Raw genomic sequence first — 16,132 nt, forward strand, 5'->3', positions numbered from 1 at the left:
TGCCATAACTTATCCTCCGTAATTGTAGTGAAATAGTCTAAATATCTTTCGCCTACAATTATAGAGGGAAACAGAGTGTTAGGAAATCCGCAGGAATATTTGGCGCTTACTTTTATTGCGATATTTTGTGACGATATCACAGAAAATAATCTACCTTTTGCTTATAATGTAGCTAGAAACTAAGTGAGGAGGTAGTCTAAATGAGATTAAAAGACAAAGTTGCAATCATTACGGGTGGAAGCCGTGGCATAGGATTTGCTACAGCTGATAAATTCTTGAAGGAAGGTGCTTCAGTTGTGTTGGCAGCAAGTTCACAGGAATCGGCAGATGTTGCTGTAGATAAATTAAAAGAAAAATATCCCAATGCAATAGTTGCTGGAATTAGTCCAAATCTGGCAAGCATGGAGTCTGTCAGAAAGGCTTTTAAAGAGGCAACTGAAAAATATGGATGTGTCGACATACTGGTAAATAATGCAGGAATTTCAGAAAACACCTCATTTATGGATTATACAGAGGAGACTTTTGATAAAGTCATGGATTTAAATGTAAAAGGAGTATTTAATACTACTCGTGTAGCTGCAGAATGTATGGTGGCAAGAGGCAAGGGGGTCATTCTCTCAACTTCTTCCATGGTGAGTATTTCTGGACAGCCAAGTGGGTTTGCTTATCCTGCGTCCAAGTTTGCAGTAAACGGATTGACTGTATCATTAGCAAGAGAACTAGGACCTAAAGGTATTCGTGTTAATGCAGTTGCACCTGGGATTACAGAAACTGATATGATGAAGGCCGTGCCAAAGGAAGTTATCGAACCTATGATTGAAAGAATTCCATTGCGTCGTCTTGGACAGCCAGAAGATATTGCCGATGCGTTTGTGTTTCTTGCTTCAGATGAAGCGAGTTATATTACAGGTGTTATACTAAGTGTAGATGGTATGGCAAGAAGTTAAGTCAATGTGGCATGGTGATGTCATCACAGAAAAGAAATAAAATTCAGATTATAATAAAGCCACAAAGAAATGATAGGGAGGATTATAAAATGACTGCAATTAATATCAATAAAAATAATTTTCAAAACGAAGTAATGAATTCTGATAAAACTGTCCTTTTGGATTTTTGGGCGCCTTGGTGTGCTCCTTGTCGTATGGTGGTTCCTATCATAGAGGAGATTGCAGGTGAACGCCCTGATATCAAAGTTGGTAAAATCAATGTGGATGAGCAGCCTGAACTGGCAAGTGAATTTAGTATTATGAGTATCCCAACTTTGATGGTTATGAAGAATGGGAAGATCGTACAACAGGTTTCAGGTGCGAGACCTAAGAATGCAATTTTAGAAATGCTTTAAGGAGGAGGTGCACTAATGGGATTTTTTGATTTCCTTAAACAGGCGAATATTAATCAAGGGATAGAGGAATATAAAAGGACTGCTGGTGCAGTTCTGCTGGATGTACGTACTCCTCAGGAATATCAGGAAGGGCATATACCAGAAAGTAAAAATGTACCGTTACAACAACTTAACAATGTTGTTTCAGTAGTGAAGAATACAGAAATTCCACTGTTTGTATACTGTTATTCCGGAGCCCGAAGTCGTCAAGCAATAGGGTTGTTGCAACGAATGGGATATTCTAAAGTAAATAATATCGGTGGCATTGCTGATTATTCAGGAAAGGTGGAAAAATAAGATGAAGGTAATAATCATAGGCGGTGTAGCCGGAGGAGCTACAGCCGCAGCAAGAATACGAAGACTGGATGAACATGCAGAAATTACTGTGTTTGAAAGATCTGGATACATATCCTATGCGAATTGTGGGCTTCCATATTATATTGGAGACGTGATCACAGATCCGGAAGAACTTACATTACAGACACCAGAGAGTTTTTTTAAACGCTTCCGTATTAACATGAAAATTCATCATGAAGTTATCTCCATACATCCGGATCGAAAAACTGTTTCAGTGAAAAATTTGGAGAATGATGAGATATTTGAAGAAAACTATGATAAGCTGATTCTTTCTCCAGGTGCAAAGCCAACACAGCCGAGACTTCCCGGAGTAGGTATTGATAAACTTTTTACACTTCGTACTGTAGAAGACACTTTTCGGATAAAGGAATATATAAATAAGAATCATCCAAAATCGGCTGTATTGGCAGGTGGCGGTTTTATTGGTCTGGAACTGGCAGAAAATTTGAGGGAGCTTGGCATGGATGTTACGATTGTCCAGCGGCCTAAGCAGCTGATGAACCCTTTTGACCCGGATATGGCCTCCATGATCCATAATGAAATGAGAAAGCATGGGATAAAACTGGTACTGGGCTATACAGTAGAAGGATTTAAAGAAAAAGACAACGGAGTGGAGGTTCTGTTGAAAGATAATACATCCCTTCAGGTTGATATGGTAGTGCTGGCAATCGGAGTCACACCAGACACAGCATTAGCAAAAGAAGCTGGTCTGGAACTTGGCATCAAGGGAAGTATTGTAGTGAATGACAGAATGGAAACTTCTGTACCGGATATTTATGCAGCAGGTGATGCAGTTCAGGTAAAACATTATGTTACGGGTGATGATGCGCTGATCTCTTTGGCCGGACCAGCCAATAAACAGGGCAGAATCATCGCTGATAATATTTGCGGTGGTGATAGCCGTTATCTGGGCAGTCAGGGAAGCTCCGTTATCAAAGTGTTTGATATGACAGCAGCCACTACAGGTATCAATGAAACCAATGCCAAAAAGTCAGGATTAGAGGTAGATACAGTAATTCTTTCTCCTATGAGTCATGCCGGTTACTATCCTGGTGGAAAAGTGATGACCATGAAGGTGGTTTTTGAAAAAGAGAGCTATCGTTTGCTTGGCGCTCAGATTATTGGATATGAAGGAGTTGATAAACGTATTGATGTGCTGGCAACAGCAATTCATGCGGGGCTGAATGCAACCCAGTTGAAAGATCTGGATCTGGCATATGCACCACCTTATTCTTCTGCCAAGGATCCGGTAAACATGGCTGGATTTATGATAGACAATATTGCAAAAGGGACATTAAAGCAATGGCATTTGGAAGATATGGACAAGATTTCTAAAGATAAAGATGTGGTGTTGCTAGATGTGAGAACTGTAGGTGAATTCAGCAGGGGGCATATTGATGGATTCAAAAACATACCTGTAGATGAACTGAGAGAACGAATTAGTGAAATTGAGAAAGGAAAGCCTGTGTATCTGATATGCCAGAGTGGTCTGCGCAGTTATATTGCGAGCCGTATTCTGGAAGGAAACGGTTATGAAACGTATAATTTCTCTGGCGGATTCCGCTTCTATGATGCAGTGGTCAATGACCGTGCGCTGATCGAAAGGACATATGCATGCGGTATGGATTATTAGAAATAAACAAAATATTTTTATGATTTTTTCGTAGCATAAAAAGATCCCCCATTTATTAGAATGACTTCCATAATTCTGATAAATGGAGGATTCTTTAGATGTTATAGAAAAACATTTTTATGATCTTTGTAGTGTTTCCAGTCTTTTCGAATCAAGGATTGTGATTTTGCCGCGGGAGAGTTTGACGAGACCCTCGCCTTGAAAGTATCGAAGCATTCGAGTGATAACTTCCCTGTGGGAACCAAGATGATTAGCAATCGTCTCATGAGTGATTTTCAGCTCGTTTGTTCCTTCGATAGAGGTCTCTTCTAAAAGAAATGAAGCAACACGCTTATCCAAACTCTTCCACATGATTTGTTCAATCAGCCACATGACATCAGAAAAACGGGTAGCCATTAACTCATTGGTATAGTTTGCGACAGGAGCAGAATCCTTCATGATGCCCTTATAGATTTCAGCAGGGATGATCCAAAGATCAGTATCTTTTTCTGCTTCAATGGTTACTTCAAATTGAATGGACCGTATGATACATGAGGCGGATAAAAGACACATATCCATATCGAACAGACGGTAGAGAGTAATCTCTCGTCCTTCATCTGAAAGTATGTAAGTTCGAAGCTGCCCGGATTTAACCAGTAATAAGCCAGTACAATCCAGGTTTCCATTGTGAATGATTGTCCCTTTTTTTACATACTGTGTGATTAAATTGTCTGAAATTATTTTTTTCTGTGCTGTATTTAAGTCATTCCATAGTGGAAAACAATTTTCGAAGTTCATAACCGTTATCTCCTTTACGAACATAGTATACTTGCTTTTTTTAGATGCGTCAATTATATAACTGGCATATGCCATAAATAGAAATAAAAAGAAGTGTAATAAAGTAAATTATCTTTTCTGTGATATCATCACAGAAGCAAGATCTTTTATGCGATATATCTATTCCAATGAAATTGAAAATATCAAGAGCCGTCTGGACACAGTATTGGCGGCACAGGTTCGGTATTCCCAGGATTACCATATTGAGGAAGGCTGGGGAAATGTGATACATACTTATATGTCAAAGCGTAAGCTGACAAAAGAAATGGCAGATGCCTTTGTGGATTCAATTATTATCCATGGTAAGTATGATTATGAGATCAAGCTGGTATATGACGATCAGTTTGCAGATTTACAGAAATTAAAGAAAGAGAAGGAGGCGCAGTCAAGATGTCAGATCATAGAAAAACAGCTGTTTACATCCGTTTATCCGCAGAAGATGACAATGTAGATGGCAGAGCCAAAAAGAGAGCGACAGTGTAACTTCTCAGAGAATTCTGTTAAAATAATTTGTGATTGATCAGCTGGGTGTTGCTGAGGCAGATATCCTGGAATATGTGGATGACGGTATCAGCGGTACTCACTTTAAACGGCAGGGATTTCAACAACTTCAGGATGACATGAAAAGCGGAGAAATCGGCTGTGTAGTTGTAAAAGACTTTTCCAGATTCGGAAGAGACTATCTGGAAGTTGGATTTTATATTGAATATATTTTCCCACTTCTACAGATCCGATTTATTTCGATTAATGACAGCTATGACAGTGCGGCGAGCAGCGGAATGACTGGTGGAATGAATGTGGCATTGCAGAATCTGGTATACAATATGTATAGCCTGGATTTGTCCAAGAAAATTTCATCAGCATTGCAGACAAGAACAAAAAACGGCACACGTCTTCCGGTAAATGCCAGATATGGCTATAAAAAAGGAAAAGATGGAAGGCTGGAAGTAGATCCGGAGGCTGCAAAAGTCGTGAAAATGATTTTTAAGATGGCAGCGGAAGGAACAAGTTTTGCAGATATTACAAGGGAATTGAACAGACAGGCGATTGCCACTTGTGATGAGCAGAAATTATCAAGAGGGGACCAGGTGCAGTTCCAGAGGTTTGACACGAGCAAAAAGAAACACTGGAGCCCTACGACAGTAGCGGCAATTGTCCGGGATGAGATTTATATTGGAACCAGAATCTGGGGAAAGACACGTTGCAGTATGCATACTGGCCATAAAGCAGTTCTGAATGATGAAACAGAATGGGTTCGTTTGGAAAATCATCATACAGCAATTATAGACAGGGAATTGTTTAAAAAAGCAAATGAAATGCATCCGAAAAAACGGAGAATTGTTGCAGAATCACGCACCAATTTTACTCTGGAAAGACGTAAAAAACAGCCGGCATTGCTGCTATGTGCCAACTGTGGGAATTCTTTACTAAAAGAAACAGAGCATCTGCTGAAATGCTCAGATGCCCGAACCAATGGAGATTCTGTGTGCCGAAGTCTGGTGATCCGGCGAGAACCGATGGAGGGGAATATCCTTGGGCTTGTTTATCAGCATGCAGCGTCAATGTTGGAAAAAGAAAAGAAAGTATCTTCCAACAGGCAATGCGACTACAAAGAGATCAATACCGCAGAATTGCAAAAACAGAGCCGACAGTTGACCTCGGAAAAGATGAAACTCTATGATGATTACAAAGATGGTCGTATAGATCGTGATTCGTATAAGCAGAGAGTTGGAAAGATAAGTGTACAGCTAGAGGAAATAAAACGAAAGATAGAAGATGCGGAGAATAGTAAAAAACTTCTTGAACAAAATGAACTTTCTGATAAAATAAAACTTAAAGATTTCTTGGGAATTTAGAAGTTCGATACAGAGAAGCTGCGTGAGATTATCAAGGTGATCCGTGTTCATAGTCAGGATGAAATTGAAATCGAATGGAATTTTGACGATATTTTTTCGGAACAGAGATAACTTGAGCAGGACAAGAATGACTTATCAGAAGATAATAAAGGTGCTGGGACTACCTGATGGGAGCGTCAGATAGTCTTCGGCAGAAAAAAATAAAATTTTTTTGTCCTATACTTGACACATCCACATGTTTGCCGGCACACGTATTGTTCTAATATGGCTAAGTCCGGAATGAATCCTAAGACATTGCAATACCTGATGGGACATTCAGATATAGGAGTTACTTTGAATGTTTATACCCATATGGGATTGGATGATGCAGAGAAGGAATTGCAGGCAGGGATTCGAAAATGCAAGAAAAGAAATGGGAATTTCGGATAAAGACGATAAGCCTTTGAAACAGAATATGTTCAAGGTAGTTTGAGAGTAAAATACTATAATAGGAAACGAGAGCATCCAAGGTTTATACAACTTGGGTGCTTTTTTATGGAAAAGATTGAAATGGTATACTTGATTTATGCGATAGGAGGCCTGTCGCTTTTGTATATAGCACCAGAAATGATAACCCTCTTGTTTTTGATACATTTGACAAAGCTGTGGCAGCGAATCCAGGAGCTACACCACTACTTCATAGTGATCGAGGCTATCAGTATACTTCGAAAGCATTTAGGCGGCGAATTTTAGCTGCTGGAATGACACAAAGTATGTCTCGCGTGGCAAGATGTATCGATAATGGTCCTATGGAAGGATTCTGGGGACTAATGAAACGAGAAATGTATTATGGCAAAAAGTATAAAACAAAAGAAGAATTAATGCTTGCTATAGAGAAATACATAGATTATTACACAAACAAAAGAGTTCAACGAAATCTTGGGGTGCTTACACCACTGGAATTCCATGAACAAAAACTAGAAAACGTTGCATAAAACAACCCGGTACATAAACTGTACCGGGGAAGAAAAAATTTTCGTTATTTAATTTGTCTACTTGACGGGTAGCACACCATTTACAAGGCTTTGAGGAGATATAAGGAGATAAAATGAGTAAGATAAAAGTATTATTCATCTGCCACGGCAACATCTAAAGTATGGCGAGAAAGACTTGATTTTGTAGGATTTTCTAGATAGAAACAAATAATTTACACCTTATTTATACCTTTGGAAGACCGAGTCGGAATAATTAAAAAAGTTGTCATAATTTAGTTGGTCAAAAAATAATACTACACTCAAAATCAATTAAAAAACCAATCGTAAAAAAATACGATTGATTTTTTGTACATTTTTGTATATAATATAATCATTATGGTTGGAAAGGGAACGATTACTATGCGTGAAACAAGAATATTAGAATTCAAGGAAACGATTACGAATACTTTTTTGAAAACAGTTAGTGCCTTTTCGAATTACAATGGTGGAACAATTCTTTTTGGGGTTGATGATAATGGAAATGTGAAAGGATTGCCAGATGTAAAACAGGCCTGTCTGGATATCGAAAATAAAATCAATGACAGTATATCACCTCAACCAAACTATACACTTGAAATACAGAATAATGACCAGACGATAAAACTTACTGTAAAAAGTGGTCTTCAAAAACCGTATTTATATAAATCAAAAGCATACAAACGAAATGATACAGCAACGATAGAGGTAGATACATTAGAATTTTCAAGGCTTGTATTAGATGGAAAAAATATTAGCTTCGAAGAATTACCTTGTAAAGATCAGGAGTTATCTTTTAAAATTTTACAGTGTAAACTGAAAGAAAATATTTACATTGAAACTTTCAATCAAGATACTTTAAAGACATTGAACCTGTATGACAATATAAATGGTTATAATAATGCAGCGGGACTTTTGGCAGATAAAAATCATTTTTCAGGAATTGATATTGTTAAGTTCGGTGAGAATATCAGTATTATTCAAAAAAGAGTAACGTTTGAACATATATCGGTTTTAGAAATATATGAAAAAGCACTTGCTGTATTTAGAGATTATTACCAATATGAAGTAATACAGGGGGCTGACAGAAAGATGGTAGAGAAAATACCGGAAGCAGCTTTCAGAGAAGCAATTGCAAATGCTTTGATTCATAGGGTATGGGATATTAATTCACACATCAGAGTTTCTATGTTTGATGATAGAATAGAAGTAGTGTCTCCTGGTGGATTGCCGGCTGGAATAATGGCAGAAGAATATTTATCAGGTAAACTATCTATTTTAAGAAATAGAAATCTTGCAAATGTATTTTACAGACTGGGATTAGTAGAGATATTTGGAACAGGAATTACACGAATCAAACAACTGTATGCAGAGAGTTTGATAAAACCAGAATTTGAAGTGTCAGAAAATGCTATAAAAATTGTACTACCGATATTTGAAACGAATGTCAATTTAACCGAAGACGAAAAAGTGATTTACAAATTTTTAAGTAAGACGATGCTGAAACCAATAAGTGAAATTGCACCATATGTCCCATTTGGCAAATCAAAAACAACACAATTACTGAAAGCTATGGAGAAAAAGGGTGTGATTGCAGTTGAAGGAAAAGGCAGAGGAACAAAATATATCATTAAGTGATTGAGAACATAGAGGGTTCAAATTACACAATCTTTCAATAACACAAGGAGAAAATCATATGATAAAAATTTTATTTTTATGCCACGGCACTCTTTGAAAGCTTCGTCAAAAAGCCAGTAAAATCAAGGTCTGGAAGGCATAGGTGGTTAGAAAATAACCCGATAATAACCCATGGTATTTTGTGCAGATATTACATGTAAATATAGATGATGCTTGGGACGCAACATGATAGAAGAGCTGTAAGATTTTGAAAAGAGAAATCTTATGGCTTTTTTGCTTGTTTAGGATTACAAATACAGTTTTGTATAGATTGAAAAATTCACGTTTTCGTGATACTCTATTCCTATATCTGTTGGCAAAATAATGGAGGGATGACATGGCAGTCAGTTATAAAAAATTATTCCATTTACTGATAGAAAAAAATATGACGAATGCACAGTTGCAGCAGGAGGCTGGCTTCTCCGCAAATATCATCACACGGCTGAAACGTAATGGGTATATTTCCCTCGAAAGCGTAGAGAATATATGTCGTGTTCTGAACTGTGGCGTTGACGATATTCTGGAATTTGTACCAGAGGATAACGGAGGAAAAGAGAATGGTTGATACCAAAAAGGAACAGGAACGTGATGAACTGCACCGTGCAATATGGGCGATTGCAGATGAACTGCGTGGAGCAGTTGATGGTTGGGACTTCAAAAATTATGTTCTTGGCACAATGTTCTATCGTTATATTTCCGAAAACCTGTGTAATTACATAAACAGCGGTGAGATTGATGCAGGCAACACGGATTTTGATTTTGCAAAAATGTCGGATGAAGATGCAGAAGAAGCAAGAGAAGGACTGGTAGAGGAAAAGGGATTTTTTATCCTTCCGAGTGAACTTTTCTGTAATGTCCGTGCCAATGCTGCGAATGATGAAAACTTAAATGAAACACTGGAGCGTGTGTTCCGACATATCGAGGAATCAGCGAAGGGCAGTGAGGCAGAGAGCGACTTTGCCGGACTGTTCGATGACTATGATGTAAACAGCAATAAACTGGGTTCTACAGTTGCAAAGCGTAATGAAAAACTTGTAAAACTGCTGAATGGCGTAGGCGAAATGAATTTGGGAGATGTGAAAGACCATTCCATTGATGCCTTTGGTGATGCGTATGAGTACCTTATGACTATGTATGCATCGAATGCCGGAAAATCTGGTGGAGAGTTCTTTATATAGTAATTTTGGAAAGTGTTCATCTTCTATATCGTAACGAGAACAGAAAAGTTGAACACGATACCTGAATATAGAGGACTGTTAATTACATCGGAAGTTGAACACTTCCTATTATTTTTAACATCAATCGTGTTGATGAATGATTGAATATGCGTTATAATGATGATGTGCATTCATGGTGTATGGAACGGAGGTTTCATGGAGAAACAGATCAAATCGAAAAGCCGTGTCTCCGACTTCGGAGAGGTATATACAGCAAGGAAACAGGTCACCGATATGGTCGATCTGGTCAACGAGTCCGCATCGGACGTCAATTCAACCGTTCTGGAGCCGGCATGTGGAAATGGGAACTTTCTTGTAGAAATCCTGGCAAGAAAACTGAGTACGGTTAAACGACCGCCTGTCAGCCACATCAGGCTGGAACGTGATACACTCCGTGCCGTGGCGAGCATTTACGGGGTGGATATCCAGAAGGACAACGCTGAAGAATGCAGAGACCGCCTGTACATGCAGGTCGTTGGAACAGACATCGGATGGTCTCCGCTGTTCCGAAAAGTACTTCGAGACATTCTGAACCGGAATATTATATGCGGGGACACACTCTCCATGATGGCAGAGGGCGATAAACCGCTGACAATCTCCGAGTGGGATATCCGGGAGAACGGCGCTGTCGTACGTAAGGATGTACTGTACAGCGATATGATTGCAAACGGTGGCGAAAGCACCAATTACATCAGACGCTACTACTACCGCTGGATGTCGGAAGAAGAACAGCTCACGGCGTAAGGAGAATGATAAATGGCAAAACAGATAAAGTCCAAGGAGCGCGTGGCGGAACACGGAGAAGTCTTCACCTCGGAACGTGAAGTCAATGCTATGCTTGACCTTGTAAAACATGAGACTGAACGCATCGAAAGCCGATTTCTGGAGCCGGCATGCGGGAACGGAAACTTCCTTGCGGAAATCCTTCGGCGCAAGCTCGATGTCGTGAAGCAGAAGTATAAAAAGAGTAAGCCAGAATACGAGAAGTATTCGGTGCTCGCGGTGTCCAGCATCTACGGCGTAGACCTGCTCGATGACAACGTACAGGAATGCCAAGAACGGTTATTCAACATCTGGCACAAAGAATACAAAGCCGTCTGCAAGGACGAAACCATGCCTGACTGCGAAGAGGCCGTGCGGTTCATTTTAGGGCATAATATCTTATGCGGAAATGCTCTTACGATGCTCCGGGTAGATACAGAGGGCAACGACACTGAAGAGCCGATCATCTTCGCTCAATGGGATCTGATGACAGGCGACCTGATGAAGCGTCGGGATTACCGCTTGGATGAGCTGATGCGAGGTCACACGAATGAACCGGACTTGTTTATGTACATGAACGGCTGGAAATACGACGAAGAAACGCATGCATGGATTCCCGCACCGATCAGAGAATTCGAACCGATGAATTATTGGGAGGTACAGAATGCAATCAATTTATGAACGGCTGTATAAGCCCGATGTGCTTTCCTGTCTCGCAGACCTGTCGAACGATGAGGTGTTTACTCCGCCTAACATCGCCAATAAGATGCTAGATCTGCTTCCACAGGAATTGTTTAAGAACAAAAAAACGAAGATACTCGATCCAGCATGCAAGAGTGGAGTTTTCCTTCGTGAAGCTGCCAAGCGCTTCATTGAAGGCGAACGTGACCAGTTCGACAGCCTGCAGGACTGCATCGACTGGGTGTTCCATAACCAGATTTACGGCATCGCCATAACGGAGTTGACATCTTTGCTCTCTCGCAGGAGTGTGTACTGCAGCAAGTATCCGAACAGCCCGTTCTCGATCACGAAATTCGAGCCTGATGATGTGCAGGGGAACATCCTGTTTCATCGAATTTCTCATACGTGGACAGGTGTTGGTGATAATAAAAAATGTGCATTTTGTGGTATTAGTTATAGTGGTTCTCTTGGCGCAGAGGCGCGACAAGGGTTGGAAACCCATGCTTACGAATGGATACATACAGACAAACCGGAGGATATTTGGAATATGAAGTTTGATGTAGTGATCTCGAACCCCCCTTATCAACTTGACACTGATGGGGCTGGCCGTCAGGCAAAACCCATCTACAACCTGTTTGTAGAAAAAGCGATGAAATTAAACCCGCGCTTTTTAACGATGATCATTCCGTCGCGATGGTTTGCCGGCGGTATGGGACTGGATAATTTCCGCGAGATGATGAAAACGGACAAGCATGTTAGAAAAATCGTAGACTACACCAATGCGAAAGATTGTTTTCCGAGCAACAGTGTGAGTGGCGGAGTGTGTTACTTCCTCTGGGATCGTGATAATGCTGGTGAATGTGAGTTTACCAATATTATGAACGGGGAGGAGTCCACTGCCACACGTAGTCTCGACGAATTCCCTGTTCTGGTTCGCTATAATCGCGCCATTGATATGCTCCATAAAATTGCCTCCAAGAAAGAACGCGGATTAGCAGAAATCACCAGTGGCTTAATGCCATTTGGTTTGTCAACAAGTTATCGCGGACAGTCCGTAAAAGACAGCGCCCATCCATATGCTTTGCATGCCAGCAACGGTATTACCTATGTCGGAAAAAACGAGTTTTCCAAAGGTGCTGAATATGTTGGCAAGTATAAAGTGTTGATCAGCAAAACAAGCGCAGAGCATGCAGGCGAACCGGGAAAAGATGGAATGTTTCGCATTATTCCGTCATCAATGAAAGTTATTGGTCCGATGGACATCTGCACGCATTCATATTTTGTGCTCGGGCAATTTGACGACAAAAAGACCGCAGAAAATGCATTGTCATATATGCAGACGCGCTTTGTGCGTTTCCTCATGCTTTTGTCTATGAGCGGGTTTGGGTTATCGAAACAAGTTCTGGGCTTTGTCCCGATACAAGATTTTTCGAGGCCCTGGACTGATAAGGACCTGTATGCGAAATATGATATTACTGCCGAAGAAGTTGAGCTCATTGAATCGATGATCCGTTCAATCGAGGAGGTATAAAGGATGCCTGACATTTTTGATCAATATGCGCATCTACGGCCAGACATCAGCCCGACCGTCTATGTGTACGAAGACACCAATCCGATTTATAAGGGATACCTGAAGGTCGGATACACCGCACGCCCTGTTATTGATCGTGTTTCAGAGCAGTACCCGACTCTGAGACCTGCGACGGGTAAGCCTTTTACGATCCTGTGGGACGAACCCGCACTGTATGCAGACGGTGGTTCATTCCGTGACATAGATGTGCATAAGGCCCTGAAGAAGCGCGGTTTCTACCCGGCCAAGACTGCAGACGGCAAGGAAACCGAGTTCTTCAAGTGTACGCTGAATGATGTAAAAGCTGCAATCGTGGCAGTCAAAACCCATTCCGCAAACGAGGAAAACCGTACGCAGACATTCGGTATGCGCCCCGAGCAGGAGGAAGCAGTCGAAAAGACGGCTGCGTACTTCTTCAATGAGACCATGACGAACCCGAATCATACTGCCAAGTTCCTTTGGAACTGTAAGATGAGGTTCGGCAAGACGTTCGCTGCATATCAGCTTGCCAAGCACATGAAGTTACGCCGGGTGCTGGTTCTGACATTCAAGCCGGCAGTCGAGGACTCGTGGGAAACTGACTTGCTGAGCCATGTTGATTTCGAAGGGTGGCAGTTCTACTCCCGGAAGACACAGGCTGAGAACGGAAAGACTCCCGATGACCTTGACCCGAAGAAACCGCTTGTATGTTTCGGTTCTTTCCAAGATTACCTTGGAACAAACGAATCCGGTGGTATCAAGGCGAAAAACGAATGGGTCCATACAATGAATTGGGACTTGGTCATCTTCGACGAGTACCATTTCGGCGCATGGCGTGAGAACGCCAAAAAGCTGTTCCAGATGGAGGACGATGACTCCTATGATACCCTCGATATCGAGAAGTATAAGAAAGAAGAAGCGGATAACGCATACAATGAGTCGTTCTTGCCGATCACGACGAAATATTACCTGTTCCTGTCCGGAACTCCTTTCCGTGCGCTGAACAACGGCGAGTTCGTTGAAGACCAGATTTACAGCTGGACGTATTCTGACGAACAGAGAGCCAAAGAAGAATGGCCGAAGCTGTCACGCTTCCCGTCATACTCTCCAGCACCTGGAGCAACGAACCCGTATGAGGCACTGCCTCGTATGGTCCTCATGACCTACAAGATGCCGGATGAAATCCGCAACATCGCCTACAACAGTGATATGAACGAGTTCGACCTGAACGAGTTCTTCAAGGCGAAAGTCGAGGACAAGCATCCGCTGACAGAAGCGAGGTTCGTCCATGAGAGTTCGGTCCAGAAGTGGCTGAACCTGATTCGCGGTGCATTCATGCCGACAACTATCGACGAACTGAAGGTCGGAAATGGCGATAAACCTGTAATGCCTTACGCCGACGCACGTCTGTTGAACATCCTGACGCATACATTCTGGTTCCTGCCGAGTGTAGCGTCCTGTTATGCAATGGCGGAACTTCTGAGCCGTCCGGTCAATACTTTCTATCATGATTATAAAATCAATGTCTGTGCCGGAACCGGTGCGGGTATTGGCTTGGCGGCGCTTGATCCTGTCCGGGAGTCTATGAACCCGGCACTTGATACGAAGTCGATCACGCTTTCCTGCGGCAAGCTGACCACAGGTGTTACAGTAAAACCTTGGACCGGCATCTTCATGCTGAGAAACCTGTCCTCTCCTGAGACTTACTTTCAGGCAGCATTCCGTGTGCAGTCCCCGTGGACAATGACCAAGGATGACCAGACGCAGGAAATCATGAAGCGTGAGTGCTACGTGTTTGACTTCGCGATCGACCGTGCGCTCCGTCAGATTGCGGATTACAGCTGCAACCTTGATGTCAACGAGATTAATCCCGAAAAGAAGGTCGCTGATTTCGTCAACTTCCTGCCCGTTCTTGCATACGACGGTAGCTCGATGACGGCTGTTTCGGCGGCGGATATCCTCGATATGACGATGGCAGGAACGTCTGCAACGCTTCTTGCAAGACGTTGGGAGTCCGCTCTTCTCGTAAACGTGGACAATGAGACTCTGCAGCGTATTCTGGACAGCGTAGATGCACTGAAAGCCTTGGAGAAAATCGAAGGCTTCCGTGCGCTGAACAAGGATATTGAGACCATTATCAATCGCTCCAACGCCGTCAAGAAGCTGAAGCAGAAAGGTGAGGCTCTTACCCAGAAGGAGAAGAAAGAACTCACCGAGGCTGAGAAGGAGTACAAGTCAAAACGTAAGCAGATTCAGGAAAAGCTGATCAAGTTTGCGACTCGTATTCCAATTTTCATGTACCTGACGGATTTCCGTGAATACACGCTGAAAGATGTCATCACACAGTTTGAACCTGCACTGTTCCGTAAAGTCACCGGCCTGACGCTGAAGGATTTTGACCTGCTCGTTTCTCTCGGGGTGTTCAATGATACGCTGATGAACGATGCCGTCTACCACTTCAAGCGGTATGAAGACGCTTCTCTGGAGTACACAGGTATCAATAAGCATGCCTCTGATGAGAACGTCGGTCTGTTCAGCACGATCATCACCAAGGAAGAATATGAGCACATGGACGAGCTTCAGAATGCGTCCATGGCAGCCAAAGCAAGGCGTGCGGAGGCTCGTGAGAATAGGGCGGCAAGTAAGGCCATAGAAATGCCTAAGAAAGCCTCGGAAAAGCCCAAAACAACGTCTTACACTATTCCTCCGATGAAGGTCGCGGAACGCCCTGAGGTGGCAAATAAGCTCGTACAGAGCGCCCCTGTGGAGCCAGCAACAGTCCCTGTCGTTGATGCTTCTGTTGTTGTTCCCGGCTTGAAGGTTAAGCACAATAAGTTCGGTATCGGCAGGGTTACTAACAAGACAAAAGAAGCTGCAGACGGGAAGTATCAGGTACAGGTAGATTTCGAAAACGGCGGAGTCAAGACGTTCCAAGGGCCGATGGTATTTGATAATAAGTTCTTGACATTGGTGGAGGGGTAAAAGTATGTCACGAGAGAAGAAAGATGCCAAACTCCTGAACATCAAGCTTGATCGTATCGTTCACGAACAACTGGAACAGTTTTGCAATGAATCGGGCATGACCAAGACTATGGCTACCGAAAAGATCCTCGCGCAATTTTTTGAGGAGTATTTCCGTCGGCCGGAAGAAGAACGACGGATTTTTAAGTGATGTCAAGTACTAAAGCAATGAACAGTCGACTGACAGGTGTGG

General features: G+C 42.1%; 15 protein-coding genes and 2 pseudogenes. 16 read left to right on the plus strand and 1 reads right to left on the minus strand.

The features are described from left to right. Positions 1-200 precede the first annotated feature (200 nt). From ACTNB8_RS13780 to ACTNB8_RS13795, 4 genes are all read left to right on the plus strand, one after another. The gene (locus tag ACTNB8_RS13780; protein ID WP_441055608.1) at positions 201-947 is read left to right on the plus strand and encodes an SDR family NAD(P)-dependent oxidoreductase; all 747 of its coding nucleotides are present in this window, start codon (positions 201-203) and stop codon (positions 945-947) included. 89 nt (positions 948-1,036) lie between these two features. Further along, complete coding sequence (gene trxA / locus ACTNB8_RS13785) at positions 1,037-1,342, plus strand: thioredoxin (protein WP_441055610.1); 306 nt, start codon at positions 1,037-1,039, stop codon at positions 1,340-1,342. Between the two features lie 15 nt (positions 1,343-1,357). Continuing rightward, the gene (locus tag ACTNB8_RS13790; RefSeq protein WP_117456462.1) at positions 1,358-1,678 is read left to right on the plus strand and encodes a rhodanese-like domain-containing protein; all 321 of its coding nucleotides are present in this window, start codon (positions 1,358-1,360) and stop codon (positions 1,676-1,678) included. 1 nt (position 1,679) lies between these two features. Next, positions 1,680-3,371, plus strand: a complete 1,692-nt coding sequence (locus ACTNB8_RS13795) for an FAD-dependent oxidoreductase (RefSeq protein ID WP_441055612.1) — start codon at positions 1,680-1,682, stop codon at positions 3,369-3,371. A gap of 117 nt (positions 3,372-3,488) precedes the next feature. On the opposite strand, the gene ACTNB8_RS13800 is transcribed toward ACTNB8_RS13795, so the two are convergent. Next, complete coding sequence (locus tag ACTNB8_RS13800) at positions 3,489-4,172, minus strand: Crp/Fnr family transcriptional regulator (RefSeq protein WP_441055614.1); 684 nt, start codon at positions 4,170-4,172, stop codon at positions 3,489-3,491. Between the two features lie 124 nt (positions 4,173-4,296). Here ACTNB8_RS13800 and ACTNB8_RS13805 point away from each other — a divergent pair, with 124 nt between their 5' ends. The 12 genes and pseudogenes from ACTNB8_RS13805 (at position 4,297) to ACTNB8_RS13860 (ending at position 16,090) form a co-directional block, all read left to right on the plus strand. Further along, a complete protein-coding gene (locus ACTNB8_RS13805) occupies positions 4,297-4,638 on the plus strand; it encodes a hypothetical protein (RefSeq protein WP_441055616.1) in 342 nt (113 codons plus the stop codon). Positions 4,639-4,699: 61 nt separating this feature from the next. Beyond that, on the plus strand, positions 4,700-6,043 hold the full coding sequence (locus ACTNB8_RS13810) for a recombinase family protein (protein ID WP_441055618.1): 1,344 nt from the start codon (positions 4,700-4,702) through the stop codon (positions 6,041-6,043). 231 nt (positions 6,044-6,274) lie between these two features. Further along, a pseudogene (locus ACTNB8_RS13815) lies at positions 6,275-6,515 on the plus strand (tyrosine-type recombinase/integrase); the annotation flags it as partial. An 82-nt stretch (positions 6,516-6,597) separates the two neighbouring features. After that, positions 6,598-7,017 (plus strand): transposase, encoded by a 420-nt coding sequence (locus ACTNB8_RS13820; RefSeq protein ID WP_441055654.1) that lies wholly within the window; start codon positions 6,598-6,600, stop codon positions 7,015-7,017. 399 nt (positions 7,018-7,416) lie between these two features. Further along, the gene (locus tag ACTNB8_RS13825) at positions 7,417-8,670 is read left to right on the plus strand and encodes an RNA-binding domain-containing protein (RefSeq protein WP_441055620.1); all 1,254 of its coding nucleotides are present in this window, start codon (positions 7,417-7,419) and stop codon (positions 8,668-8,670) included. 376 nt (positions 8,671-9,046) lie between these two features. After that, entirely contained in the window at positions 9,047-9,274 is a 228-nt protein-coding gene (locus tag ACTNB8_RS13830; RefSeq protein ID WP_441055622.1) for a helix-turn-helix domain-containing protein, read from the plus strand. After that, positions 9,267-9,881: pseudogene (locus ACTNB8_RS13835) on the plus strand (type I restriction-modification system subunit M); the annotation flags it as partial. The gene ACTNB8_RS13830 and the pseudogene ACTNB8_RS13835, both read left to right, overlap by 8 nt. Positions 9,882-10,043: 162 nt before the next feature. Beyond that, on the plus strand, positions 10,044-10,670 hold the full coding sequence (locus ACTNB8_RS13840) for an N-6 DNA methylase (RefSeq protein WP_441055624.1): 627 nt from the start codon (positions 10,044-10,046) through the stop codon (positions 10,668-10,670). A 12-nt stretch (positions 10,671-10,682) separates the two neighbouring features. Further along, positions 10,683-11,369 carry a hypothetical protein gene (locus ACTNB8_RS13845; protein WP_441055626.1) on the plus strand — a complete coding sequence of 229 codons (687 nt, stop codon included), beginning with the start codon at positions 10,683-10,685 and terminating at the stop codon, positions 11,367-11,369. After that, positions 11,353-12,900 (plus strand): Eco57I restriction-modification methylase domain-containing protein, encoded by a 1,548-nt coding sequence (locus ACTNB8_RS13850; protein ID WP_441055628.1) that lies wholly within the window; start codon positions 11,353-11,355, stop codon positions 12,898-12,900. The genes ACTNB8_RS13845 and ACTNB8_RS13850 overlap by 17 nt, the downstream gene beginning before the upstream one ends. Positions 12,901-12,903: 3 nt before the next feature. Continuing rightward, on the plus strand, positions 12,904-15,900 hold the full coding sequence (locus tag ACTNB8_RS13855; protein WP_441055630.1) for a GIY-YIG nuclease family protein: 2,997 nt from the start codon (positions 12,904-12,906) through the stop codon (positions 15,898-15,900). Positions 15,901-15,904: 4 nt separating this feature from the next. Beyond that, on the plus strand, positions 15,905-16,090 hold the full coding sequence (locus ACTNB8_RS13860) for a RepB family protein (protein WP_441055632.1): 186 nt from the start codon (positions 15,905-15,907) through the stop codon (positions 16,088-16,090). Positions 16,091-16,132 lie beyond the last annotated feature (42 nt).

Source organism: Blautia sp. HCP28S3_G10 (assembly GCF_052065235.1).
In the GTDB taxonomy this organism is placed as follows: domain Bacteria; phylum Bacillota; class Clostridia; order Lachnospirales; family Lachnospiraceae; genus Blautia_A.

What these genes read in the sequence shown, in the direction of transcription:
- ACTNB8_RS13860 (WP_441055632.1), top strand. Translation starts at nt 15,905, where the DNA reads ATGTCACGAGAGAAGAAAGATGCCAAACTCCTGAACATCAAGCTTGAT.
- ACTNB8_RS13830 (WP_441055622.1), top strand. Translation starts at nt 9,047, where the DNA reads ATGGCAGTCAGTTATAAAAAATTATTCCATTTACTGATAGAAAAAAAT.
- ACTNB8_RS13790 (WP_117456462.1), top strand. Translation starts at nt 1,358, where the DNA reads ATGGGATTTTTTGATTTCCTTAAACAGGCGAATATTAATCAAGGGATA.
- ACTNB8_RS13795 (WP_441055612.1), top strand. Translation starts at nt 1,680, where the DNA reads ATGAAGGTAATAATCATAGGCGGTGTAGCCGGAGGAGCTACAGCCGCA.
- ACTNB8_RS13855 (WP_441055630.1), top strand. Translation starts at nt 12,904, where the DNA reads ATGCCTGACATTTTTGATCAATATGCGCATCTACGGCCAGACATCAGC.
- trxA (WP_441055610.1), top strand. Translation starts at nt 1,037, where the DNA reads ATGACTGCAATTAATATCAATAAAAATAATTTTCAAAACGAAGTAATG.
- ACTNB8_RS13845 (WP_441055626.1), top strand. Translation starts at nt 10,683, where the DNA reads ATGGCAAAACAGATAAAGTCCAAGGAGCGCGTGGCGGAACACGGAGAA.
- ACTNB8_RS13840 (WP_441055624.1), top strand. Translation starts at nt 10,044, where the DNA reads ATGATGATGTGCATTCATGGTGTATGGAACGGAGGTTTCATGGAGAAA.
- ACTNB8_RS13800 (WP_441055614.1), bottom strand. Translation starts at nt 4,172, where the DNA reads ATGTTCGTAAAGGAGATAACGGTTATGAACTTCGAAAATTGTTTTCCA.
- ACTNB8_RS13825 (WP_441055620.1), top strand. Translation starts at nt 7,417, where the DNA reads ATGCGTGAAACAAGAATATTAGAATTCAAGGAAACGATTACGAATACT.
- ACTNB8_RS13805 (WP_441055616.1), top strand. Translation starts at nt 4,297, where the DNA reads ATGCGATATATCTATTCCAATGAAATTGAAAATATCAAGAGCCGTCTG.
- ACTNB8_RS13780 (WP_441055608.1), top strand. Translation starts at nt 201, where the DNA reads ATGAGATTAAAAGACAAAGTTGCAATCATTACGGGTGGAAGCCGTGGC.
- ACTNB8_RS13850 (WP_441055628.1), top strand. Translation starts at nt 11,353, where the DNA reads ATGCAATCAATTTATGAACGGCTGTATAAGCCCGATGTGCTTTCCTGT.